Consider the following 23,424-nt stretch of genomic DNA (forward strand, 5'->3'; position numbering starts at 1 on the left):
GCCGCCGGAGGGCAAGGGCGGATAGAGTCGAACAGATGCATAGTAATCAGCAGGCTTCCGATCTTGCCGGCCTTGCGCCGGACCACCCCACGGATGGCTTCGTCCGGGTCCGCGGCGCCCGGGAGAACAACCTGCGCAACGTGGACGTGGACGTGCCCCGCGACGCGATTGTCGCCTTCACCGGCGTCTCCGGCTCCGGCAAGTCTTCGCTGGCCTTCGGCACCATCTACGCCGAGGCCCAGCGCCGCTACTTCGAATCCGTGGCGCCCTACGCCCGGCGGCTGATCCAGCAGGGCCACAACCCGAAGGTGGAGCTGATCACCGGGCTGCCGCCCGCCGTCGCGCTCCAGCAGCGCCGCGGCACCCCCAGCTCCCGCTCCACCGTGGGCACGGTCACCACGCTGTCCAACTCGCTGCGGATGCTTTTCTCCCGCGCCGGCAGCTACCCCGACGGCGCCGCGCCGCTGGACTCGGACGCCTTCTCCCCCAACACCGCCGCCGGCGCCTGCCCGGAATGCCACGGCCTGGGTATCGCCCACACGGTCACCGAATCCTCGCTGGTCCCGGATACCTCACTGAGCATCCGCGACGGCGCGATCGCCGCCTGGCCCGGCGCCTGGCAGGGCAAGAACCTTCGCGACATCCTCACCCACCTGGGCTACGACGTCGACACCCCCTGGCGGAAGCTGCCCAAAAAGGACCGCGACTGGATCCTCTTCACGGAGGAGCAGCCCGTGGTGGAGGTGACGCCGCAGCGCGACCGGGTGGCCAAGCCGTACAAGGGCCGCTTCTGGAGCGCCCGCAGCTACGTCCTGCACACCCTCGCCGACTCCAAGAGCAGCACCATGCGCGAGAAGGTGCTGCGCTTTATGGAAACCGGCCCGTGTCCGCGCTGCGGCGGCAGCGGGCTCCGGCCCGAGGCCCTTGCCGTAACGTTCGCGGGCAAGACCATCGCCGAACTCAACGCCGTCCCGATGACCGAGCTCGCTGCCATCATCCGCCCCACCACCGAGCTCACGTCTGCGGGGACCGCGTCGCGGAAGCAGTCCTCCGGCGAGTCCAACGAGGTGGCCGTCGCCATCACCCGCGACCTGCTGCAGCGCGTCACCGTGCTCTTGGACCTCGGCCTGGGCTACCTCGCGCTGGGCCGTTCCACGCCCACGCTCTCCCCCGGCGAAATGCAGCGCCTGCGGATCGCCACCCAGCTGCGCTCGGGCCTGTTCGGCGTGATCTACGTGCTGGACGAGCCCTCCGCGGGGTTGCACCCGGCCGACGCCGAACCCCTCCTCGCGGTCCTGGACCAGCTGAAATCTTCCGGCAATTCCGTGTTCGTCGTGGAGCACAACATGGACGTGGTGCGCCGCGCCGACTGGCTGGTGGACGTTGGCCCGCGCGCTGGCGAGGGCGGCGGCGAGGTGCTCTACAGCGGCCCGGTGGCCGGCCTCGCCGAGGTGGAAGCCTCCGTCACCCGGCCGTACCTGTTCCCGGCTGCTGCCGGAAAGAAGCCGTACGACGGCGGTCCGCGCGCGCCCCGCTCCAAGGGCCGCCGGGAGGCGGCCGGGTGGCTCGAGCTGCGTGACATCAGCCGCCACAATTTGCAAAAGCTCGACGCCGATTTCCCGCTCGGCGTCCTGACCGCCGTCACCGGCGTCTCGGGCTCCGGGAAGTCGACGCTGGTCAGCCAGGTCCTCGCCGAGGTGGCCAGCACATGGCTGCACCCCGGGGCGGACGCGGCAGCCTCAGCGGAGGAAGCGGACGAGGACGCCGGCGAGCTCACCGCCCCGCTGACCGTCGGCCCGGTGACCGGGCTGGAGCAGATCGACCGGCTGGTGAAGGTGGACCAGAAGCCGATCGGCCGGACCCCTCGCTCCAACCTCGCCACCTACACCGGGCTGTTCGACGCCGTCCGCAAGGAATTCGCGGCCACGGACCAGGCGAAAGCCAGGGGCTTCGGCGCCGGACGCTTCTCCTTCAACGTGGCCGGCGGCCGCTGCGAAACCTGCCAGGGCGAGGGCTTCGTGGCCGTCGAGCTGCTCTTCCTGCCCGGCAGCTACGGTCCATGCCCGGAATGCCACGGCTCGCGCTACAACCCGGAAACCCTCGAGGTAACCTACCGCGGCAAGAACGTGGCGGAGGTGCTCGGCCTGACCGTCAACGCTGCCGCCGATTTCCTCACCGACGTCCCCGCCGCGGCCCGGGCCCTGCAGACCCTGCGCGAAGTCGGACTGGGCTACCTCCGGCTGGGCCAGCCCGCCACGGAGCTCTCCGGCGGCGAGGCCCAGCGCATCAAGCTCGCCACCGAATTGCAGCGGGCTCAGCGCGGCCACTCGCTCTACCTGCTGGATGAGCCCACCACGGGACTGCACCCGGCCGACGTCGAACTGCTGATGGCGCAGCTGCACCGCCTTGTCGACGCCGGGAACACGGTGGTGGTGGTGGAACACGAGATGGACGTGGTGGCTGCCGCCGACTGGGTGATCGACCTGGGACCCGCCGGGGGCGACGCCGGCGGCAAGATCATCGCCGTCGGTGCGCCAGCCGTCGTCGCGCGCTCCAAAAAAAGCAGGACCGCCCCGTATCTCGGGGCGGTCCTGAAGGGCTGAGCGGCGAAGGCTGCTTAGGCGGCTTTGGGCAGTTCGCGGATGATGCGGACCTTCCACGCGGCGTCGTCGCTGGTGTCCAGCAGGGCCACGGTGCCCTGGGCGAGGTGCAGGGCGACGCGCTTGGCGGCGAGGAGTTCCAGGTAGAGCTGTTCGTTCATCCGGGCCGGGGTGTCGATGACGTACTTCACCGCGTCGCGGACCTTGCGGTAGTTGGCGCTGCGTTCGCGGTGCAGGTGCAGCTCAAGCAGCCGGCGCTGGCGCAGTCGCGGTTCGTGCCGGTTGAGCCAGGACACGGCCGCGTGGACGGCCACCACGACGGCGAGCGAGATCGCGTAGATTTCCCAGCCGCTGGAGAGCAGGAAGAGCGGCAGGTTCGCGATGGCGACGAGGGCGATGAAGAGCCGGAACGCGAGCAGGCGGCGCATGGTCAGGGCTACCGAGGCGAGGGCGGCGCGGAATCCGTGCTGTTCCTTGCGGGCCTCGGCCGGGTCAAGGGTGAATTCCTCAAGGACCAGGATTCCGTTGGCTTCCGGGCCGAGCATTTGTCCGTACTTTGGCGCAAAGGGCGCCGTTGCTTTAGGGGTCATGGCGGGTCTTCCGTGCGGCTGGGGTGGTTGCCGTAAATGATAGATCCCCGGTCTGGGAACTGTCTGTACGTATCCGCGATGTGAACACGCTCACCTGGGACGCCCAGCAATTGGTGATGCGGCCCTGTGGCCCCAAACTGGAGAGATGCAGACTTTCCTCCCCTTCCCCGATTTCCAGCAGAGCGCAGCGGCCCTTGATCCCGCGCGGCTCGGCAAGCAGCGCGTCGAAGCGCTGCAAATGCTGCGCGCGCTGGTGATTCCCGAGTACGGCTGGCAGTCCCACCCGGCCGTCCGGATGTGGATGGGCCACGTGCCGGCGCTGACGATGTACGGTCTGGCCATGGTGGACGAGTGGACCGCCCGCGGCGGCGAAGACACCACCCGCGACAAGATCATGGAGTTCGCGCCGCAGGCGGCCCACCCGGACTACGCCGCCAAGATCCCGATGCCGTACTGGCTGGGGAACCCGGACTTCCACCTCAGCCACCGCTCCCGGCTGCTCGCCAAGGACCCGAAGTTCTACACCGAGGTGTTCCCCGGCACGGACCCGGACCTGGAGTACGTCTGGCCCGAGCCCAAGCACGAACTGCTGCCGGAAGACCCTGCCGGCGACCGCATGTGGGTCCTCCGCCTGCCGCTGGGCGGCACCGACCCGCAACGCCTGGACACCATCAGCCTGCCGCCGGTCCGCGGCTCCGCCGCTCCCGCCGCCGGCGAGGACGACTACGAGTTCGTCTACGCGGACAACGGGTCGCGCCGGCCGGACAAAAACGCCCGCAAGCGCCCGGCCAAGCCGCTCGTGAAGAAGCCCACCCGCAAGCGCCAGGCGCAGGAGGAGGCCTTCACCACCCTGCCGGGGAAGTCCGTGGTGGCCATCCCGTTCGACGGCGGCCAGTCCTTCGCCGTCGGTGAGGTCCAGGGCCGTCCGATCACGGTCGACGGCGTGTTTGCACGCAACTTCCAGGTCAACGAGATCGTTGCGCGCCGGGACTTCGACTACCCGGCACTCCTCCAGGATCCGAGGGTCTTCTTCCCCATCGCTGCGCGGTAGCCGGGCGTCTCGCCACGTCGCCCCGCAATTGCTGGCAGACTGGCGGGTATGACTGTACTGCTGGCCGGTTGCGGCGATCTGGGAACCGAGGCCGGCCTGCGCTTTGCCGCGGCCGGCCACCGCGTGGTGGGCTGGCGGCGCTCGCCGGAGAAGCTGCCGCCGGCCATCGAGGGCATGGCGGCTGACCTGACGTCCGGCGCACTGCCGCCGGTCCCGGCGGATACCACCGCCGTCGTCGTCGCCATTGCGGCGGATTCGCCCACCGAGGAGGCGTACCGGGCCGCCTTTGTGGACGGCCTCGCGCACGTGCTCGACGCCGTGGCGGCCTCCGGAGCGCCCGTCCGCCGGGTGCTGTTCGTCTCCTCCACCGCGGTGTACGGCGACGCCGACGGCGGCTGGGTTGACGAAACGACGACGCCCAACCCCGGAGGGTTCTCCGGCCGCATCATCCGCGAGGCCGAGGAACTGCTCTACAGCCGCCTGCGCGGCACAGGAATTTCGCCCGTGGTGCTGCGTCTGGGCGGCATCTACGGGCCGGGCCGGACCCGGCTGATCGACCAGGTACGCGGCGGGAAGGCCGCCGTCCCGGCGGAGTCCCGCTTTACCAACCGCATCCACCGCGACGACGCCGCAGCCGCGATCGTCCAGCTGTGCACGATGGATGCCGAGCCCGCGCCCTTGTACCTGGGCGTGGATAACGAACCGGCCGAGCTCGGCGAGGTATTGCGCTTCCTCGCCGCCGAACTGGGGCTGCCGGAGGTCGCACCGGCGGAGCCGGCGTCGAGCGCTGAGACCGGAGCTCGCGGCGCCTCGCGCGGCGCCTCGGGCAGCGGCGAGCCGTCACGGGGCGGGAACAAACGCGTCAGCAACGCGCTCCTGCGGGGCACCGGCTTCGAGTTTGAGTATCCGAGCTTCCGCGAGGGCTACCGCGCCATCCTGGCCGGCGTCGGCGTGCGGCATCCCTGACGTACCGTCGACGGCAGACCACGATCCCCAACGAGGAGCAGCATGGACTTTAGAAGCATCATCGAGGCAATCGGCGGCTTCATGGACTTCGCCGGCGTAGCCGTGATGGTCATCGGCGCGCTCGTGTCGCTGCCGATGGCCCTGCGGGGATTCCAGCCGCGGCAACTTCCCGCCGGCGCCGAACCGCTCTCGATCTACCGCTCCTACCGGCAATTGCTGGGCCGCTCCATCCTGCTGGGCCTGGAACTGCTCGTGGCTGCCGACATCATCCGGACCGTCGCCGTCACGCCGACTTTCGAGAGTGTCGGGGTGCTGGCCATCATCGTGCTGATCCGGACCTTCCTCAGCTTCTCCCTCGAGCTCGAAATCACCGGCCGCTGGCCCTGGCAGAAGCAGCCCGCCGGCACCCAAACGGCGTCGACGGCCAGCTGACTCAGCTGATGCCAACGGATCCGTGGCCCAACGCGCCAGAGTTGCCCAGACCGGTCATCATGGACCAGCGCTGGACCGACGCCGTGTTCCTGCACTGGCGTATCCCCGAGGCCGCGGCAGCGGCTTTCATGCCCCGCGGCGTAGTACCGGACGTGTTCGACGGATCGGCCTGGGTGGGACTTATCGGCTTCCGCATGCGGGGCGCCGGTTTGGGCAACGGACCCGGGGTTCCCTACTTTGGCAGCTTCAACGAGATCAATGTGCGGCTCTACTCCCGGGAGCCGGACGGTACCAGGGGCGTCGTCTTCCTCAGCCTGGACGCCTCGCGGCTGGCGGTGGTTCTGGCGGCCCGGGCTGCTGGCATCCCGTACGTGTGGTCCCGGGACCGCTTCCGGGCAGCCAACCGGGCAGACCCGTCCACCGGATACTCGGTGCGGCGTTTTCGGGGCGGCGCGCGGAGCGATTTCGCGGTGATCCCGGAGTTCGACGTCGAAGCAGCGGACCCCTTGTCCGTCCACCTCACCGCACGGTTCGGTTTGCATACCCGTTTCCGCGGCAAAACGCTCTACGTTCCGAATGCCCATGGCCCGTGGCCGCTGTTCCGGGCCCGGGTGACGGTGCTGGAGGACCTGCTCATCGCAGCGGCGGGCATCGGGGTTTCCGGGCCGCCGGAGTCGGTGTTGTTCTCCCCGGGCGTCCGGACCCAGTTCGGTCGACCGCGGGTTCTTGGCGGCGGGCGCTGAGTCCGTGGGCTCGCGTCCATTCCGGTGCTGGTGATGTGGCGTCGGCCGGTCCGGTTGCCGCCAATAATGTCTGACCCCTGCGGTTGAATTGGGTTATGGGAATCGGTGCAGCTCTCATCGCTCGTCCGGCCGGAAGGCCGGGCGGTGATGGGCGCGGCGTAGCCCCTAATTTTGATGGGGTCCTTGGCCGACTTCAGGAGCTGTGCGCGACGGCGGTCGCGGACTCGTCACTGCTGGACTTTGGCGAGGCGGCAGATTTCGCGGGCCGGATCGAGGAAATCTCCCGGGCCGTGGAGTACCTGCAACTGGTGGCAGCCGGGGTCGTGGACCGCACCCGCAAGGAGACCGCCGCCGGCGGTGTCCCGGTGCTCGATGACGGGTACCGCAAGAGCTCCGAGTTTCTGCGGGACAGGCTGCAGATCAGCGCCGCCGAAGCCCACCGGCGCCTGTCCCTGGCCGGGGAGGTGCTGCCCCGCACCGGGATGACCGGCCAGCCCCTCCCGCCCCTGCGCGAGGAACTCGCCGCGGCCCTGTCCGCCGGGGCCGTGCCGTCCCGGTCCGCGACCATCATCACGCAGGCGCTGGGCCGGGTCCGGCGCGTTTGCGACGCGGAGACGGCTGCCCGGATGGAACACGTCCTGACCCGCACCGCGGTCGAGCACGACCCGGACTTCCTGGCCCGGATCGCGAGGCGCTGGATGGACGCGGTAGACCAGGACGGCGCCGAACCCTCCGAAGAACTCCTCCGTCAACTCCAGGCGCCTTCATCCGCCGGCCCCGCCACGGCCTGCAGCACCTGGAAATCTTCGCCACCACCGAACAGTTCGAACACCTGCTCACCGTGATGAACACCGCCACCAACCCCCGCACCCCGGCCGCCGGAGCCGAGGGCGAATCGGGCGGCAGTGACACCGCCGCGGACGAAGGTGCGGGCACGGACGCGGACGGGTTCGTGCCGAACCAGCTGGACCGGCGGTCCCGGCCGCAGAAACTCCTCGACGGCCTCGTCGGCGGCTGCAAAGTCGCCCTCGCCTCCGGCGGATTGCCCGCCGCGGGCGGACTCCGGCCCCAGGTCATGGTCACCATCGACTACCGCGACCTCCTCGACCGGCTCCGCAGCTACGGGGACACCGTGGAGGCCGACGGCCCCGGCGGGACCGACACTGCCAACACCTACCCCGACGCGGCCGGACAAATCGCGGGCCCCACGCCGTTCGGCTTCACCGGCCCCAGCCCGTTCGGCTTCACGGGCCCCGGCCCGTTCGGCTTCACGGGCCCCGGCCCGTTAGGGTTCACCGGCACCGGGGCAATGGCGTTCACCGGACCCGTCACCGCCGCGACCATCCGCAAAATCGCCTGCGACGCCGACATCATCCCCGTCGTGCTCGGACCCCGGGGCCGGGTCCTGGACATCGGCCGCACCAGCCGCATCTTCCCGCCCCACATCCGCAAAGCCATCACCGCCCGCGACCAAGGCTGCGCCTTCCCCGGCTGCACCATACCCGCCCCCTGGTGCGAAGCCCACCACATCACCTACTGGTCCCACGGCGGCACCACCAGCACCGACAACGGAACACTCCTGTGTTCACACCATCACCACCTGATCCACAAAGAACAATGGACCATACAGCCCCGCAACGGGATCCCGTGGTTCATCCCGCCACCCCACCTCGACCCCTACCAGACACCCCGACGAAACCCCTACTTTCGCTGCTGAAACGCAAGAAGCAGCCGGCGAGCAGTTTCGTCCCTTCGACGCGGATCATGCTCTGACGCTGGACGCCAAGGGGCCGACGAAGGAGCGCCTTTCCATGCTTAGCCAATGGGTCTTATCAAAGTTGCAGATCCGTGTTGTGATGACGAGTACGTGGCAATCGGGGGAACTATTCAGAAGGGGAACTCCATGACCGGGATCAGTGATTCCAGTTCTCGTCCTACGTACCGTTCCGGTCTGAGCCACGCGCCCGAGATCATTTGTGGGTTCGCGGCGGTGCTGTTCTGGTGGATCGGCCTGACGGGATATTTCACCGTCGGCGGCCCAGCCAGTGGCGGCGGCGGACTGATTGTTTTTGTCGCAGTACCAGCGCTGACCACCGCCGGAACCTACGTCCTCGCACGTCACACCCGACGTACCGCCTCGTCACCCGCAGCCCCAACCCGCTTGAGGACTCTCAGGACTCGCCGCCTTCCGGTGCGCAACCGCCGGGGGACCCGCGATGCCATCCTCGTCGTCGGTGGGTTGGCAGCGGCGCTGCTCTGGTGGATCGGCCTGACCGGATACTTCGCGGTTGGGGGCGTCGCCAGTGGCGCAGCTGGGGCCGGGCTGTTCCTGGCCGTCCCGGCGGCCGTCACGGCCGGAACCTATCTGGCGGCTCGCCGCCGCCGGGGTCCAGCCTCCTGGACTCCCGGCCACCGCCTACGCTAACCCAAATCCTTCAGTTGAACGGACTCGTCCTACCGCCCCGCGGCATACCCTTGGGCACCGCGCGGGTTAGCCGCGGCCTGCAGCACTCCCGTCGCCGGGTCGCGGACCACGGCCGACAGCCGGCCCAGCGTCCAGCCGCCGGCGACTGTTACCAGGTGTCCGCGGCGCTTGAGGCCCGCGATGACGTTGTCGCCCAGCCGCTCCTCGACCACGGCCCCGCCGGGTTCCCAGGTGCGCGGCCAGAACGAGCCGGGCATCGACGTTGTATGGAAAGTCGGCGCGTCGATGGCCTGCTGCGGCGAGTAGCCGCCCACGATCGTGCGCAACAGGTAGGGCAGCTGCCACTGGTCCTGCTGGTCGCCGCCGGGCGAACCCAGCGCGGTCACGGCGCGTCCCTCCCGGAGGACCAGGGTCGGGGTCAGCGTGGTGCGGGGCCGCTTGCCGGGCGTGAGGGTCGACGGCGTGCCCGGCTCGAGCCAGGTCATCTGCAGCCGCGTTCCCAGGCAGAAGCCCAACTCCGGAATCGCGGGCGAGGACTGCAGCCAACCGCCCGACGGCGTAGCCGAGACCATGTTCCCCCACCGGTCCACGACGTCGATGTGGCAGGTATCGCCCCGGGTTTCCCCGCTCGGCGCCACAGTTGGCTCCCCGACGCCCAAACCCGCAGGGCCGGACTCCGCACCGGCCACGGCCAGTGCAGGCGGGGTGTACTCGGTCCGCAACGCCGGCACGTACGGCTCATGCCCGGGGACGTGGCCGGGCCGGAATTCGTGCGACGCCCGGTCGGTGATCAGCGCCCGGCGGCCCGCGCAGTACTCCTCGGACAACAGGTACTCCAGCGGAACATCCGTGTCCCCGTAGTAGGCTTCACGGTCTGCCAGCGCGAGCTTCTGCGCCTCCAGGATCGTGTGCGCCCCTAGCTCAGTCGACGGATCCAGGAAGCGGTCCTCGAACCCGTCGAGGATGGCGAGGGTCTGCAGCAGCGCCGGTCCCTGCCCCCACGGCCCGGTCTTGGCGATGGTGTGCCCGCGGAACTCGACGGTGGCCGCCGCCTCATAGCCCGCGGCGAAACCGGCGAGGTCGGAGGACGCCAGTACGCCGGCGTGGTCGGTGCCGGAGGAGTGCCGGTGCGGGGTCTGCACCGACTCCACCATCGCGTGGGCGACGAATCCCTCCCGCCATTCCCGCCGGGCGGCATCGATCCGTGCCTCACGGGAGCCACTGGCTGCCCCGGCGGCGATGAGCCTGTCCAGGGTCCGGGCGTAGGCGGGGTTCCGGATGAGCTCCCCCTCGGCGGGGATCCTTCCGCCGGGCATCCACAGCTCGGCCGAGCTGGGCCAGTGCTCCTGAAACAGCTCCGCCACCGAGGCAATCGTGGTGCCGACTCTGCCGAGTATCGGGTGCCCGTCGCGTGCATAGCCAGCCGCGAAGTCCAGCACAGCCTCCAGCTCCCAGGTCCCGTGGTCACGCAGGAGCAGGAGCCAGGCGTCGACGGCGGCGGGCACCGCAGCGGCCAGCGCCCCGGAACCGGGCACCAGTTCCAGGCCTTCGGCCAGGTAGTGCTCCACCGTCGCCGCTGCCGGTGCCGGCCCCTGGCCCATCAGCACCACGGGCTTGCCGGGATCTGACGCCGTCACGAAGACGCCGGTCATGTCCCCGCCGGGACCGTTGAGGTGGGGCTCCACGACATGCAGCACGAAGGCGCCGGCCGTGGCGGCGTCGAACGCGTTACCGCCGCGTTCGAGCACCGCCTGGGCCGCCGCCGTCGCGAGCCAGTGCGTGGAGGCACTCATCCCGAAGGTGCCCTGCAGGGTGGGGCGGGTGGTGAACTGCTCGGGTGCGGTGAACGTCATGGGTCAGCCGAAGAGCGCCGCCACGCGGGTAAGGGTTTCGTAGACCCCGTAGGCCAGCGGCACCCCGACCAGGGCCCACGCCACGGCCAACCTGCCGGTGGACGCTTTCACAGCTGCCTGCGCGCCGGGGGTGTGTGCTGTGCTCATCTCAGGCCTCCATGGCAGGTTCGTTCGACCGCTCGCGGTCTGGGCGGGGTTCGTGGAATCGTGCGTCGACTGGCTTGACCAGCAGGTTGGCGACGAAGCCGATCACCAGCAGCGCCACCATGGTCAGCAGTGCCGGCTGGTAGGACGCGGCGTTCAGCTTGCCGGGCGTGCCCTGCGCGTCCAGGAACGCGTTGACGATCAGCGGCCCGGCGACACCGGCGGCGGACCAGGCGGTCAGCAGCCGGCCGTGGATGGCGCCCACCTGGAACGTGCCGAAGAGGTCCCGCAGATAGGCCGGGGCGGTCGCAAAGCCGCCGCCGTAGAAGGAGATGATCAGGAACGCCAGCGCCACGTAGAGGATGGTGGTGGACGACCCGGCGATGGCCAGCAGGACGTACAGCACCGCGCCGACGCCGAGGTACACCATGTAGATGCGCTTGCGGCCGGTCACGTCGGAGGTGGCGGACCACGCGAAGCGCCCGGCCATGTTGCCGATGGAGAGCAGCCCGACGAAGCCGGCGGCGACGGCGGCGCTGACCAGGGACGCGCCGTCGGACTGGCGGAAGAAGTCCTGGATCATCGGCGCGGCCTGTTCCAGGATGCCGATGCCCGCGGTGACGTTGCAGAACAGCGCGATCCAGACCAGCCAGAACTGCTTGGTTTTCACTGCGTTCTTGGCGGAGACGTTCTCCGTGGTGACGAGCTTGGCGGCCTGGACCTTCGTGGAGTCGAAGCCTGCCGGCTGCCAGCCGTCGGCCGGGACCTTGATGGTGAAGGCCCCGAACAGCATGTAGGCGAGATAGATGACGGCGAGGGTCAGGAAGAGCTTGCCCACGGAGTCGCCGCTGGCCACCCAGCCCTTGGCGTTGGAGTTGGGGTCATACAGCTTAAGCAGGGCGGTGGAGACGGGGCTCGCGATCAAGGCGCCGCCGCCGAAGCCCATGATCGCCATGCCGGTGGCGAGTCCCGGCCGGTCCGGGAACCACTTGATCAGCGTGGAAACCGGCGAGATGTAACCGATGCCCAGGCCGATGCCGCCGACGAAGCCGTAGCCGAGGTAGACGAGCCACAACTGCTGCGTGAAGATGCCGAGGGAGCCGATCAGGAAGCCGCTGACCCAAAACATGGCCGAGGTGAACATCGCCTTGCGGGGGCCGTTCTTGTCCACCCAGGTACCCATGATTGCCGCCGACAGGCCAAGCATCACGATGGCGATGGAGAAGATCACGCCGATTTCAGTGAGGCTGGCGCCGAAGTGCTTGACCAGTGCAGTCTTGTACACGCTCGTCGCGTAGGCCTGGCCGATGCACAGGTGGACGGCGAGCGCCGCAGGCGGCACCAGCCAGCGGTTGAATCCCGGCGGTGCGATGGTTCGGTCCCGGTCCAGCCAGCCCATAATTGCTCCCCTTGATTTGTCTGACGACGTCGATGTCCCAGCGTTCTAGAGGCGAAAGCCCTAAATGTGGGCAGTTGCCTCCGGCAATCATGGAGCAAATCATCAGTAAACGTAGGAATTGTGCGCCGAACGGTAGTCAATCCGCGACGAACGGTGACGCTACCTCCCCAGACCCGCTTTCCGGAGCGCCTCAGCCATCGCCGTGTCGGCCGGCGCCGGAACCGGCTTCGACTTCTCCGTCCGCCCGGCTGCAGCCTGCGAGGCTGGCTTCGCCCGGCTCTGCCTGTCGGGAGACGGCCGTCCCGCGGACGGCACCCGTTGTCCGCCCTCGGCGGCCCGGGCGGCCCCGGCCGGTTCGTCGTCGAGCCTCAGCGTCAGCGAGATGCGCTTCCGCTCCGGATCGGCCTCCAGCACCTTGACCCGGACCACCTGGCCGGATTTGACTACCTCGCGCGGGTCGGCGACGAACCGGTTGGCCAGCGCGGACACATGCACCAACCCGTCCTGGTGCACGCCGACGTCCACGAACGCGCCGAACGCCGCCACGTTGGTGACCGTCCCCTCCAGCACCATGCCGGGCCTGAGGTCGGAGATCTTCTCGATTCCCTCCCGGAACGTCGCCGCCGCAAACGCCGGACGGGGGTCCCGGCCCGGTTTTTCCAGCTCGGCGATGATGTCCCGCACGGTGGGCAGGCCGAACGATCCGTCCACGAAGTCCTGCGGGTTCAGCGCGGACAGGTCCCTGCCCGCGCCGGCGGCGGCCCTGATCTTCCGGGCCACCGGGTAGGCCTCCGGGTGCACACTGGAGGCGTCCAAGGGCTCCGCGCCCCCGGTGATGCGCAGGAAGCCGGCGCACTGTTCAAAGGCCTTGGCGCCCAGCCGCGGCACCTTCTTGAGCTCACTGCGCTTGCTGAACGGACCGTGCTCGTTCCGGTAGGCCACGATGTTCTCGCTCAGCAGCGGCCCGACGCCGGCCACCCGGCTCAGCAGCGCGGGCGAGGCGGTGTTGACGTCCACCCCGACGGCGTTGACGCAGTCCTCGACGACGGCGTCGAGGCTCCGGTCCAACTTCGCCGCCGTCACGTCGTGCTGGTACTGCCCGACGCCGATCGACTTCGGCTCGATCTTGACCAGTTCCGCGAGCGGATCCTGCAGCCGACGGGCGATCGACACCGCGCCGCGCAAGGAGACGTCCATGCCGGGCAACTCGGCGGCGGCGAGCGCCGACGCCGAGTACACTGACGCGCCCGCCTCGGAGACCACCAGCTTCTGCGGTGCAATTTTTTGCGGCCCACGGCCGGCTTCCGAGCCGAGCTGTTTGATCAGCTCGGCCGCGAGCTTGTCCGTCTCCCTCGAAGCCGTACCGTTGCCAATCGCGACAAGCTCAACGCCATGCTTGCGCGCCAGTCCCTGCAACGTTCGCAGCGCCTCATCCCACTTCCGGGCCGGGGCGTGCGGGTAGACCGTGTCGGTCGCGACCACCTTGCCCGTGCCGTCCACCACGGCCACCTTCACCCCGGTCCGCAGCCCCGGGTCCAGGCCCAGGGTGGCCCGGTTGCCTGCCGGCGCCGCGAGCAGCACGTCACGAAGGTTGGCGGCGAACACCCGGACGGCCTCGTCCTCGGCCGCCGCGAACATCCGGCTGCGCAGGTCGCCGCTGAGCCGACTGAGCAGCCGGGAGCGCCACGCCTGCTGCGCGGTCTGCAGCAGCCACGCGTCGGCGGGCCGGCCGCGGTCGGAGACCCCAAGGAACCTGGCCACGGCGGCTTCATACCGTCCGCGCGCGGCCGCCAGGGCGGCGTCGTCGTCCGGTTCCGCCTCGCTGAGATCCAGCTCCAGCACGCCGTCCTTTTCGCCGCGCAGCAGCGCAAGGACCCGGTGCGAGGGCATCCCGGACGGCGCCTGGGAGAACTCGAAGTAGTCCTTGAACTTCTGCCCCTCGGCTTCCTTGCCCTTCTTGACGCGAGAGACCATCCGGCCCTGGGTCCAGAGCCGCTCCCGCAATGTGGCAGCCAGGTCGGCGTCTTGGGCTACCCGCTCGACCAGGATGGAGCGCGCTCCGGTCAGCGCCGCGGCGGCGTCCCCGATCGAGTGCTCGGGGTTCAGGTATTTGGCGGCTTCACGCTCCGGATCCAATTCGGGCCGCTTGAGCAGGGCGTCGGCGAGCGGCTCCAGGCCGGCCTCGCGCGCGATCTGCGCCTTGGTGCGTCGCTTGGTCTTGAACGGGAGGTAGATGTCTTCCAACCGCGACTTCGTGTCGGCAGCCATGATGGCCGCCTGCAGCTCCGGGGTCAGTGCACCCTGGGCGGTAATCGCCTCCAGCACGGTCCGACGCCGGTCTTCCAGCTCGCGCAGGTAGCGCAGCCGTTCCTCCAGTTCGCGGAGCTGGGTGTCGTCCAGGGTACCGGTGGCTTCCTTGCGGTAGCGGGCGATGAACGGCACCGTGGACCCGGCGTCGAGCAGATCCACGGCGGCCTTCACCTGCCAGGGCTGCACCCCGAGCTCTGCGGCGATCTGGGTCTCAATGGGGGCTGTTTTGGCGGGGTGCTGCGGGAGTTGGCTCACCCAGCCCATTTTGCCTTACCCGGCTTCTGCCCCCGGATTTCGCATGGCGGTCTCGGGTTCCAGCACGTCCTGGACCACCTCGTTGTGGCGCAGGAACCACGGCTTGAACGGCGGGTCAAAGCGGGCGAACCGTGGCGGCCCGACGGCGGTCAGCCCCGCGAGGGCGAGCGCCGCCTGCAGCCCGTCGTTCCGCTGTTTGAAGGCAGATTTCGAGCCGCTGCCCGAAAAGCGAACGGCCGCGGCCAGGGACCCCGGGACCGCCCGGATTTTCACGTCGGGGTTGGAGGGGACCGGAGCGGTGTCTGCGGTCAGGCCCGCGGGCAGCACAAAGGCCACCGCAAAGTCAGCGGGAGCGTCGTTTCCCGGCAGCGATCCGCTTTGAAGTACCGGGGCGGTCATCGCGATTTTCTGCGCGGATCCGCCCTGGGTTCCGCTCCCCTGGATGACCGGAGCGGTCATCGCCAGCTTCTGTCGTGCGGTGTTGCTGCCGGCGATGTAGTTGAAGAGGTGCCGGAAGGCGGCGTTTCCGGCACGGTCAAAGGTCGCGTGGACGCGTACCTCGGCCACCACGTGCGCGGGATAGCGGCGCAGCTCGAAGTGCGGGTAGCGCCGGACCAGCTCGTAGGGTTGCTGTTCAGTCATAGTCTTATCGACCATACGCCGGTCCGGTGACAGCGGCCAGAGTCTTCAGTGTCGGGGGGCTTTGATAGCTTGGCAGAAGAAGCACCAACGGCAGCGGACTCACCCAGCGGGACCTCCCGCTGTACGAATCACCAGAGTCAATCACACGGGGGCACAGTGTTTTTTCTCGAACCGGAAGTACCGGGCGCGGCCCCGGACCTGGTCTACTCCGCGAGCGACCTCGTGGTGGCCGTTGACTGCGAGTACCAGCTGCTCCGAAAGCTCGATGAGAAGCTCGGCCGCGCCCCCAAGGCTGACTTCGGCACCGACGAGATGCTCAAGCACGCTGCGGACCTGGGCGACCTTCACGAGCGCAAGGTCCTGAACGGGTTCATCCGCGACTTCGGAACGTGGGATCCGGACCGCCGGCGCGGCGTGTACGACGTCATTCCAGCCAAGGCCATGGACCGCGCCACCCTGCTGGCCAAGCACCACGAATCGATCGAGGCACTGCGCGCCGGCGCCGACGTCGTCTTCCAGGCCGCCTTCTTCGACGGGCAGTTCCACGGCCGTTCCGACTTCCTAGTGCGGCAGCCCGACGGCGGCTACGCCGTGTTCGACACCAAACTCGCCCGCCACGCCAAGGTGACCGCCCTGCTCCAGCTCGCAGCGTACGGTGACCAGCTCCTGAAGGCCGGCATCCCGGTGGACCCTGCAGTGACTCTGGTACTGGGCGCCACCGTACAGCTGGCCGACGGCGGCTTTGACTACGTCCGGAGCCACCACAAACTCGCCGAGATCCTGCCGGTGTTCCGGGAACGGCGCGAACGCTTCCTGGCCTTGACCTCCGCCCACATTGCCGGGGCCGGCACTGTCCGCTGGGGCGCGGAGGGCCTCACCGCCTCCGGCCGCTGCGACTACTGCCAGGAGCAGGTCAAAGCCACCGACGACCTGCTCCTCGTGGCCCGGATGAACTCGGTGCAGCGCAAGAACCTGCACGAACTCGGCATCCACACCGTGAAGGCACTCGCGCAGGCCAAACTCGCCAACCCCACCCCCGTGCTCCTGCGGCTACAGGAACAGGCCCGGATCCAGAGCGGTGTCGGCCCGGCCGACGGGGAGGTGCAGTACGTCAAGGACGGCGAGCAGCACACCCTGCGCTACGCGGTTCTGCCGCACAACACCCTGGCGGAGCTGCCCCCGCCGAGTCCCGGCGACATCTTCTTCGACTTCGAAGGCGATCCGCTGTGGCAGGAGGGCGCCACCGGGGTGTGGGGGCTCGAGTATCTGTTCGGTGTCATCGAGGCGCCGGCCGGCCCGGGCGTTCCGGGGGTCTTCCGGCCGTTCTGGGCACACAGCCGGGCGGCGGAAAAGCAGGCCTTCCTGGACTTCCTGGACTACGTGGAGAAGCGCCGGCGGGACTACCCGGACATGCACGTCTACCACTACGCCGCGTACGAGAAGACGGCGCTGCGCAAGCTCTCGGTGCTGCACGTCGCGGGTGAAGACACCGTGGATGCGTGGCTCCGCGAGGGACTGCTGGTGGACCTCTACCAGACGGTCCGCAACAGCATCCGCATCTCGGAGAACTCCTACAGCATCAAGAAGCTCGAGCCGCTGTACATGGGGACCAACCTCCGCTCCGGCGAGGTGAAGGACGCCGGCGCCTCGGTGGTGGCATACGCCCACTACTGCGAGGCTCGCGATGCCGGCCGGGCCGAGGATGCCGCGGAGATCCTCGCGGGCATCTCGGACTACAACGAATATGATTGTCTCTCCACCCTGGAGCTGCGGGACTGGCTCCTGCGACGTGCCGGGGAACGCGCGATCGAGCCGCGCGGCGGAGGGTCCGGGCCGCTGGGTTCCGTCGGCACCGGCGCATCGGAAGCAGCCGACGACGGCGGTCCCTCCGACGCGGCGGCTGCGGTGGGCCCGGCGGAACTGGCGCTCATGGCGTTTGCCGAGCCCGGAAGCGGCCTGCCCGAGGAGGACCGCAAGGCCGTCGCGATGCTGGCTGCAGCCGTGAGCTACCACCGCCGGGAGCGCAAGTCCTTCTGGTGGGCCCACTTCGACCGATGCGAGCAGGGGCCTGACACGCATCTCCGGGATCGGAACGTCTTCCTCGTCGAGTCCGCCGAGGCCCTGGACGACTGGCAGCAGGACGGCAGGAAGCTCCCGGAGCGTCGGGTCAAGCTGACCGGAACGGTGACCCCGGGCTCGGACCTGCGCGAAGGCAGCAAATGGTTCCGCATGTACGACGTTCCGCTTCCGGCCGGGCTGGAGGGCACCGGCAAGAACGGGATCGGCCGAAACGGTTGGTTCGGCACGGAGGTCCTGGAACTCGGGCACGAGGACGGCAAGGACACCGTCATCATCCGGGACCGCCTGCATCGGAAAATCCCGCCCCACAATGATCTGCCCATCGCGCTGACCGAGGACCAACCGCTCGCCACCAAGAGCCTGGAGCAGGCCCTGGAGTCCTTTGCCGCTACGGTAGCCGACGGTTTGCGGTCCGGGTCCATCCCCCGCCACCCGGCGCTTGACCTGGTCCGGCGGCTGCCGCCTCGGCTGGCCGGAGGCACGGCCCTGCCCCAGCCCGGCGACGGAAAGGACCGTTTCATCGACGCCATCACGGCGGCGGTGCTGGACCTCGATCACTCCTACCTGGCCGTGCAGGGTCCCCCGGGAACGGGCAAGACACACGTGGGCTCCCACGTCATCGCCCGGCTGGTAGACCGCGGCTGGAAGGTCGGCGTCGTAGGCCAGTCCCACGCCGTGGTCGAGAACCTGCTGACCACTGCCGTCGCGAAGGCTGGAGTTGATCCGGCCCTGGTTGCCAAAGACGTCAAGCACAGCAATCCGCTGCCGTGGGCGTCGCGGACCGCCAATGATGTGTCGGCATTGTTGGCAACACCGGGCGGCGCGCTGATCGGCGGCACGGCCTGGACCATGACCGGCGCCGGAGTCCCTGCCGGTTCGTTGGACCTGCTGGTGATCGACGAGGCTGGCCAGTTCTCTTTGGCCAACACGCTCGCGGTGGCCCAGTCCAGCAACCGGTTGCTCCTGCTCGGCGATCCGCAGCAGCTGCCGCAGGTGAGCCAGGGCAGGCACCCGGAGCCGGTCGACGAGTCGGCCCTGGGCTGGATTTCCGCCGGGCACGCCACCCTCCCGCCGGAGATTGGCTACTTCCTGGCCGACTCCTGGCGAATGAATTCCGAGCTGTGCCTGGCCGTCTCCGAGCTTTCCTACGAGGGCCGGTTGCATTCCGCCCCATCCGCGGACCTGCGGCGCCTGGACGGAGTCTCCGCCGGAATCGAGACGGTGATGGTGCCACACAGCGGCAACACGACGTCGTCCCCCGAGGAGGCGGCCGAGGTCGTCCGGCAGGTGCGGCGCCACCTAGGACTGGCGTGGCACACCCCGGAGGGATCGCGGCCGCTGGAGGCGGGTGACGTCCTTGTGGTGGCTGCCTACAACGCCCAGGTGAACCTCATTCGCGAGGCGCTGGACCGGGCCGGCCTGTCCGGGGTCCGGGTGGGCACCGTGGACAAGTTCCAAGGCCAGGAAGCTGCGGTGGTGATCGTCTCGATGGCGTGTTCCGCCGTGGCCGAGGCGCCTCGGGGCATGGAATTCCTGCTCTCGCGCAACCGGATCAACGTTGCGGTCTCGCGCGGGCAGTGGCGCGCCGTCATCGTCAGGGCACCCGAGCTGACGAACTATCTGCCGCTTCACCCGGATGGCCTGGAGCAGCTGGGCGGTTTCATCGGCCTCTGCCAGCGGTCGGTGTCAGTCGCCCGCTAGGGACATGCCCATTCTTAAACGCGAACAGTGGACAGAATGGGATCCTGTCCACTGTTCGCGGCCAACGCTGGGCATGTCCCGGCCAGCACCGGGCCGAGACGACGTTGCTAGTTTTGGTAGGCCGGGTAGTCGGTGTAGCCCTCGGCGCCGTCGGTGTAGAAGGTGGCCTGGTCGGGCTCGTTGACGGGGAGTCCTTCGCGCCAGCGTCGCACCAGATCCGGGTTGGCGATGGCGGGGCGTCCGACGACCACACCGTCGGTGTGGCCGTCCGAGACGAGCGACTTGGCCTCCTCCGCGGTGGTGATGACGCCGAACCCGGTGTTCACGAGAAAGGTGCCAGCGAAACGCGTGCGCAGGTCCTGAACCAGTGCGCTCGTCGGCTCCTTGTGAAGGACGCTGAGGTACGCCAGCTTGAGCGGCGCCAGGGCATCCACCAGGTAACCGTACGTTTCGCGGACGTCGGCGGCGTCCAGTTCCAGGGCCCCCTGGACGTTGTGCTCGGGCGAGATGCGAATGCCGACGCGGTCCGCGCCAATGGCATCGACGACGGCCTGAGCAACTTCGATGACAAAACGCGCACGGTTTTCGGGTGAGCCGCCGTAGTTGTCGTCGCGCTGGTTCGCAGCCGGCGTCAAGAACTCGTGCAGCAGGTAGCCGTTCGCAGAGTGGAGTTCGACGCCGTCGAACCCGGCCTCGATCGCGTTGCGGGAGGCCCGTACGAACTCCTCACGGATGCCGGGCAGCTCGTCTGCCTTAAGGGCGCGCGGAACGGGGAACGCCTGCTTGCCTTTGTAGGTGCGGGTCACGCCGTCGATGGCGATGGCGCTAGGGGCGACAACCTCATGGCCACCGGTGGTGTCCTCGTGCGTGACGCGGCCTGCGTGCATCACTTGGGCGAAGATCCGGCCGCCCTCTTCGTGCACCGCGGCGGTGACGTCGGCCCAGCCCTTGAGCTGCTCTTCGGTGACCAGGCCGGGCTGGCCCGGGAAACCGCGTCCGGCAGGGCTGGGGTAGGTGCCTTCGCTGACAATCAGGCCGAGCGAGGCGCGCTGCCGGTAATGCTCCACTACCAGCGGCCCCGGGATCCCTTCCCTGCCCGAGCGGAGGCGGGTCAGTGGCGCCATGACGAGTCGGTTCGGTGCTTCCAGTTGTCCGATGGTCAAGGGGGAAAACAGCATGCGCAGTTCCTTTCACAGTGGATTGTGTCCAGTAGCGGAAACTTCGCGGCGCCTGCAACTATTCCGATTGAGACTCGGATCACGCCTCGATCAGCGTGTCGGTTGCGGCACGCCCGGGCACCCTTGGCCCTGCGGATTCTTGAGGCAGTCGTCGGCGTAATTACGGGTGATGGACCGCCAGACGCTGACAGTCTGGGGCGGCGAATTGAACTGGCCTTGGCCCGGGATGGGCAGCGGCGGGCCACCGTTGACGGAGTACGTTCCCTGGAAATGGGTGGTCAGCACCACGGAGAAGTCGCCGGTTTGCGAATAGATATGGCTGGTTGCCGTCTTCTCGCCCCACCGGTCCTGCGGCAGCGGACCACCCGGCGTTGTCGTTGGTCCCAGCGAGGTACCGTCGCCGTAGTTCCAGGTGTACTGGACGGGTTTAGCGACGATTGCCACCCGTTGGCCCAGCATGTCGACATTGAACGACTGCTCCACCGCCGCGGCATAGAAATTGGTCTCGGCCCCCTTGAGTGTGTGAGGGCTGGGCTGGATCGCCGAGATCCCGGCATCGATCGGGAGTTGCTCGAATTTGGTCTGGATTTGCCCGGCGATCTTGCCCAAGACGTCATCAGGTTTCTCAAGGTAGACGCAACGATCGGGCGACATCCGAGTCCAATCGTTGGGGCCAGCCACAACGAGCTTCCACCACCATCGAACTGGTCGGCCGTTTTCGCCTTCATCGCATTGAATCGCTCCGCCGAGGCAGGCGATGTCGAAATCGTTGCTATCGACCAGGCACAGGTATTCGAATTTAAACTCAAAGGGGCTCTGCGGAACTGCCGCGGGCGCGTCCACCCATACCCGGTTAACGGAGTCGAAGCGCCACACTCCCAAACCATCAGTATTCCAGAACACATCGGAGGAATCAGCGGCGGCGGTGGAAACCGACGAGATCAAGACAAAGATCAGTGCCACGAGGCTCCCGAGGCGCCTCCCGAGTCGTACGGGAAGACTCTTGGGAGGTTTCATGTGTTGATCCGGTCGACGTCAACAGCGATCCATTGGCCCTCCGTGAAACGAATCGTCATGACATCGGCAAGTACTTGGGCTGCCGGAACCGATTTCTCAACACTCGAGTCGGCTCGATAGAGAAAGCCCGGTGACTGTTCGAGTTGAGTCGTAACTTGGTAGTTGCCTTCGCCCGTCCGGACAAATTCGGTAAAAGCTCCTTTAGCCGTGACGAGACCTCCTGCTATCCAGCGACCGTCCAGATTCCATTTCTGAATTCCTGGGCGGACTTTTTGGCACAATCTACAAGTCGCTTCGGTAACGGCATCCATAGGCCGAAAATCACCGGTCTCGTAGGCGTAGTTAAGAAGCGTGTACCAGTGCTTTGCGAAAGCGATGGCGCCTTCCTTCGTTTCTGCTTTCGCCGCCTCCGGGAGCACGGGGACGGGGACGTTCTGCGCCCTGCCCGAGGCATCGGCCGGCTTGTAGCTCGCGGTCGACGTCGGCATCGGCATCGGCATCGGGGTGGCGGAAGTCGAGGAGGCTGGCGGTCCGTTACTGGGTGTTGCGGCCGGCGAAGCCTGGCCGCTTGTGCAGGCCGTTCCGGTCAGAACGGCGGCGGTGAGCAGGGCGGCAGCGGCAATATGCCTGCGGCTGGAGATTGGAGTGCGAGATGTCATGTTCAGCTAATCCCCCGATAGAAATCAAGACGCCTGAATCCAAACAATGCCTAAGGGTAACTGAGATCACATTCCGGCCGTAAGAGTTATCCACAGTCGGCCTTGTCCGGCACCGTGTTTCCAGCTATCCGGTCCTGGGGCCGGTGCTCAAGCTCCTAGCGCCGCCGGGGACCTTGGAGGCAGCGATATTCCAGTTCCCCTCGCCTCTGGCATTTCTCTACGCCGGATAGAACAATGAGCCCATGATGTTCGAACACGCAGACGGCAGCCCGATCCTGAACCTGACCGAGGATCAAACCTGGAAACTCATCGAAGGGACAAAACACGGCCGCCTCGTGGTCACCGTGGCCGGCGAGCCGGACATTTTTCCGGTGAATTACGTGGTCAACAACCGGAAGCTCTACCTGCGTACGGCGCCCGGCAACAAGCTGGCCGAATTGACCATCAATTCCAAGGTGCTGTTCGAAACTGACGGCATCCTCTCCGAGGAAGCATGGTCCGTGGTGCTCCGTGGCACCGCCCGAGCCCTCGAGCAGTCGTCCGAGATTGCGGCGGCGGAGGCCCTGGGGCTCAAGCCGTGGGTGCCGACACTCAAGGACTTCTACGTCGAAATCGAGCCGACGTCGGTCAGCGGCCGCCACTTCCAGTTCGGCGAACACCCCGAGCGGGAGATCTAGGCAAAAAGCTGCCAGACCGCGGCCCGGATCCGCCGCCGAACCAGCGCCAAACCGCCGCCTAGACTTTAACCATGGCGGACAGTCTGACCCCGGAGCGGCGCAGCTGGAACATGTCCCGCATCCGGGGGAAGAACACCAAGCCCGAACTGCTGGTCCGCCGGATGCTGCACGCCAAGGGCTACCGCTACCGGCTGCACGGAACGGCCGGCGGCGGCAGGCTCCCCGGGAACCCCGACCTGGTGTTCGCTTCCCGTCACAAGGTCATCTTCGTCAACGGCTGTTTTTGGCACTTCCACGGCTGCAGGGTCGGACAGCACGCACCCAAATCCAACGCCGAGTTCTGGGAAACCAAGCGGACCCGCACCCGGAACCGCGACGCCGAACAGCGCCGACTGCTCGAGGGCTCGGGTTGGGAGGTACTCACCGTCTGGGAGTGTGAACTCAAAGACCTCTCGGCCCTTGAGCAGCAGCTCGATACGTTCCTTCGCCGCTAAGCCCGGCGCTGGTCCCGTCAGTTCCGCCACGAGGCGCACATCCCGCACCCCGTCCCGTCCGCAGCGCCGCGCGACGCGACGCGAAAATAATTCCGTCGCGACATCCAAACTGTGATCAGGTCATCCCGGTAATCTCAGCACCGGCGAGACAGCTGAGAATTGGTTGAAACAGTCATCAAAATTGCCTTGCCGCTGACCCGAGACAGAGT

At 68.0% G+C, this 23,424-nt stretch carries 17 protein-coding genes and 1 pseudogene; 9 read left to right on the forward strand and 9 right to left on the reverse strand.

Features of this window, described 5'->3' with window-relative positions:
- Positions 1-35 precede the first annotated feature (35 nt).
- Entirely contained in the window at positions 36-2,603 is a 2,568-nt protein-coding gene (uvrA, locus tag ACZ5Z0_RS05640; RefSeq protein ID WP_464110249.1) for an excinuclease ABC subunit UvrA, read from the forward strand.
- A 14-nt stretch (positions 2,604-2,617) separates the two neighbouring features.
- Here the strand turns inward: uvrA and ACZ5Z0_RS05645 are convergent, their stop codons facing one another.
- Positions 2,618-3,190: a hypothetical protein gene (locus tag ACZ5Z0_RS05645; RefSeq protein WP_464110250.1), complete on the reverse strand. Its 573-nt coding sequence runs from the start codon at positions 3,188-3,190 to the stop codon at positions 2,618-2,620.
- Between the two features lie 145 nt (positions 3,191-3,335).
- On the opposite strand from ACZ5Z0_RS05645, the gene ACZ5Z0_RS05650 reads away from it, so the two are divergent.
- The 5 genes and pseudogenes from ACZ5Z0_RS05650 (at position 3,336) to ACZ5Z0_RS05670 (ending at position 8,099) form a co-directional block, all read left to right on the forward strand.
- Positions 3,336-4,241 carry an MSMEG_6728 family protein gene (locus ACZ5Z0_RS05650; RefSeq protein WP_464110251.1) on the forward strand — a complete coding sequence of 302 codons (906 nt, stop codon included), beginning with the start codon at positions 3,336-3,338 and terminating at the stop codon, positions 4,239-4,241.
- A 48-nt stretch (positions 4,242-4,289) separates the two neighbouring features.
- On the forward strand, positions 4,290-5,207 hold the full coding sequence (locus ACZ5Z0_RS05655) for an SDR family oxidoreductase (RefSeq protein WP_464110252.1): 918 nt from the start codon (positions 4,290-4,292) through the stop codon (positions 5,205-5,207).
- Positions 5,208-5,249: 42 nt separating this feature from the next.
- Positions 5,250-5,639 carry a DUF1622 domain-containing protein gene (locus ACZ5Z0_RS05660; protein ID WP_464110253.1) on the forward strand — a complete coding sequence of 130 codons (390 nt, stop codon included), beginning with the start codon at positions 5,250-5,252 and terminating at the stop codon, positions 5,637-5,639.
- A gap of 59 nt (positions 5,640-5,698) precedes the next feature.
- Complete coding sequence (locus ACZ5Z0_RS05665; RefSeq protein WP_464110254.1) at positions 5,699-6,382, forward strand: YqjF family protein; 684 nt, start codon at positions 5,699-5,701, stop codon at positions 6,380-6,382.
- Between the two features lie 95 nt (positions 6,383-6,477).
- Positions 6,478-8,099, forward strand: a pseudogene (locus ACZ5Z0_RS05670) (HNH endonuclease signature motif containing protein).
- A gap of 737 nt (positions 8,100-8,836) precedes the next feature.
- Here ACZ5Z0_RS05670 and ACZ5Z0_RS05675 read toward each other — a convergent pair.
- The 5 genes from ACZ5Z0_RS05675 to ACZ5Z0_RS05695 all read right to left on the reverse strand — a co-directional run bounded on the left by ACZ5Z0_RS05675 (position 8,837) and on the right by ACZ5Z0_RS05695 (position 15,410).
- Positions 8,837-10,660: a gamma-glutamyltransferase family protein gene (locus ACZ5Z0_RS05675; RefSeq protein WP_464110255.1), complete on the reverse strand. Its 1,824-nt coding sequence runs from the start codon at positions 10,658-10,660 to the stop codon at positions 8,837-8,839.
- Positions 10,661-10,663: 3 nt separating this feature from the next.
- Positions 10,664-10,807 (reverse strand): MFS transporter small subunit, encoded by a 144-nt coding sequence (locus tag ACZ5Z0_RS05680; protein ID WP_349413107.1) that lies wholly within the window; start codon positions 10,805-10,807, stop codon positions 10,664-10,666.
- Between the two features lies 1 nt (position 10,808).
- Positions 10,809-12,203, reverse strand: a complete 1,395-nt coding sequence (locus tag ACZ5Z0_RS05685) for an OFA family MFS transporter (protein ID WP_464110256.1) — start codon at positions 12,201-12,203, stop codon at positions 10,809-10,811.
- Positions 12,204-12,362: 159 nt separating this feature from the next.
- Positions 12,363-14,777 carry a Tex family protein gene (locus tag ACZ5Z0_RS05690; RefSeq protein ID WP_464110257.1) on the reverse strand — a complete coding sequence of 805 codons (2,415 nt, stop codon included), beginning with the start codon at positions 14,775-14,777 and terminating at the stop codon, positions 12,363-12,365.
- A 6-nt stretch (positions 14,778-14,783) separates the two neighbouring features.
- Positions 14,784-15,410 (reverse strand): SOUL family heme-binding protein, encoded by a 627-nt coding sequence (locus ACZ5Z0_RS05695; RefSeq protein WP_464110258.1) that lies wholly within the window; start codon positions 15,408-15,410, stop codon positions 14,784-14,786.
- Positions 15,411-15,566: 156 nt separating this feature from the next.
- Between ACZ5Z0_RS05695 and ACZ5Z0_RS05700 the strand changes: the two genes are divergently transcribed.
- Positions 15,567-19,190: a TM0106 family RecB-like putative nuclease gene (locus tag ACZ5Z0_RS05700; protein WP_464110259.1), complete on the forward strand. Its 3,624-nt coding sequence runs from the start codon at positions 15,567-15,569 to the stop codon at positions 19,188-19,190.
- A gap of 107 nt (positions 19,191-19,297) precedes the next feature.
- Here the strand turns inward: ACZ5Z0_RS05700 and ACZ5Z0_RS05705 are convergent, their stop codons facing one another.
- The 3 genes from ACZ5Z0_RS05705 to ACZ5Z0_RS05715 all read right to left on the reverse strand — a co-directional run bounded on the left by ACZ5Z0_RS05705 (position 19,298) and on the right by ACZ5Z0_RS05715 (position 22,044).
- The gene (locus ACZ5Z0_RS05705; protein ID WP_464110260.1) at positions 19,298-20,368 is read right to left on the reverse strand and encodes an alkene reductase; all 1,071 of its coding nucleotides are present in this window, start codon (positions 20,366-20,368) and stop codon (positions 19,298-19,300) included.
- Positions 20,369-20,458: 90 nt separating this feature from the next.
- On the reverse strand, positions 20,459-21,331 hold the full coding sequence (locus tag ACZ5Z0_RS05710) for a PKD domain-containing protein (RefSeq protein WP_464110261.1): 873 nt from the start codon (positions 21,329-21,331) through the stop codon (positions 20,459-20,461).
- Between the two features lie 50 nt (positions 21,332-21,381).
- Positions 21,382-22,044: a DUF6318 family protein gene (locus tag ACZ5Z0_RS05715; RefSeq protein ID WP_464110262.1), complete on the reverse strand. Its 663-nt coding sequence runs from the start codon at positions 22,042-22,044 to the stop codon at positions 21,382-21,384.
- Positions 22,045-22,286: 242 nt separating this feature from the next.
- On the opposite strand from ACZ5Z0_RS05715, the gene ACZ5Z0_RS05720 reads away from it, so the two are divergent.
- Positions 22,287-22,721 carry a pyridoxamine 5'-phosphate oxidase family protein gene (locus ACZ5Z0_RS05720; protein ID WP_464110263.1) on the forward strand — a complete coding sequence of 145 codons (435 nt, stop codon included), beginning with the start codon at positions 22,287-22,289 and terminating at the stop codon, positions 22,719-22,721.
- A 71-nt stretch (positions 22,722-22,792) separates the two neighbouring features.
- A complete protein-coding gene (locus tag ACZ5Z0_RS05725) occupies positions 22,793-23,215 on the forward strand; it encodes a very short patch repair endonuclease (RefSeq protein ID WP_464110264.1) in 423 nt (140 codons plus the stop codon).
- Positions 23,216-23,424: the final 209 nt, after the last annotated feature.

The sequence above is a fragment of the Arthrobacter sp. T2-23 genome, assembly GCF_055398325.1.

Coding starts and splice junctions, on each gene's coding strand:
- ACZ5Z0_RS05675 (WP_464110255.1), bottom strand. CDS start 10,660: ATGACGTTCACCGCACCCGAGCAGTTCACCACCCGCCCCACCCTGCAG.
- ACZ5Z0_RS05665 (WP_464110254.1), top strand. CDS start 5,699: ATGGACCAGCGCTGGACCGACGCCGTGTTCCTGCACTGGCGTATCCCC.
- uvrA (WP_464110249.1), top strand. CDS start 36: ATGCATAGTAATCAGCAGGCTTCCGATCTTGCCGGCCTTGCGCCGGAC.
- ACZ5Z0_RS05655 (WP_464110252.1), top strand. CDS start 4,290: ATGACTGTACTGCTGGCCGGTTGCGGCGATCTGGGAACCGAGGCCGGC.
- ACZ5Z0_RS05715 (WP_464110262.1), bottom strand. CDS start 22,044: ATGACATCTCGCACTCCAATCTCCAGCCGCAGGCATATTGCCGCTGCC.
- ACZ5Z0_RS05725 (WP_464110264.1), top strand. CDS start 22,793: ATGGCGGACAGTCTGACCCCGGAGCGGCGCAGCTGGAACATGTCCCGC.
- ACZ5Z0_RS05650 (WP_464110251.1), top strand. CDS start 3,336: ATGCAGACTTTCCTCCCCTTCCCCGATTTCCAGCAGAGCGCAGCGGCC.
- ACZ5Z0_RS05685 (WP_464110256.1), bottom strand. CDS start 12,203: ATGGGCTGGCTGGACCGGGACCGAACCATCGCACCGCCGGGATTCAAC.
- ACZ5Z0_RS05680 (WP_349413107.1), bottom strand. CDS start 10,807: ATGAGCACAGCACACACCCCCGGCGCGCAGGCAGCTGTGAAAGCGTCC.
- ACZ5Z0_RS05690 (WP_464110257.1), bottom strand. CDS start 14,777: ATGGGCTGGGTGAGCCAACTCCCGCAGCACCCCGCCAAAACAGCCCCC.
- ACZ5Z0_RS05695 (WP_464110258.1), bottom strand. CDS start 15,410: ATGACTGAACAGCAACCCTACGAGCTGGTCCGGCGCTACCCGCACTTC.
- ACZ5Z0_RS05720 (WP_464110263.1), top strand. CDS start 22,287: ATGATGTTCGAACACGCAGACGGCAGCCCGATCCTGAACCTGACCGAG.
- ACZ5Z0_RS05645 (WP_464110250.1), bottom strand. CDS start 3,190: ATGACCCCTAAAGCAACGGCGCCCTTTGCGCCAAAGTACGGACAAATG.
- ACZ5Z0_RS05705 (WP_464110260.1), bottom strand. CDS start 20,368: ATGCTGTTTTCCCCCTTGACCATCGGACAACTGGAAGCACCGAACCGA.
- ACZ5Z0_RS05660 (WP_464110253.1), top strand. CDS start 5,250: ATGGACTTTAGAAGCATCATCGAGGCAATCGGCGGCTTCATGGACTTC.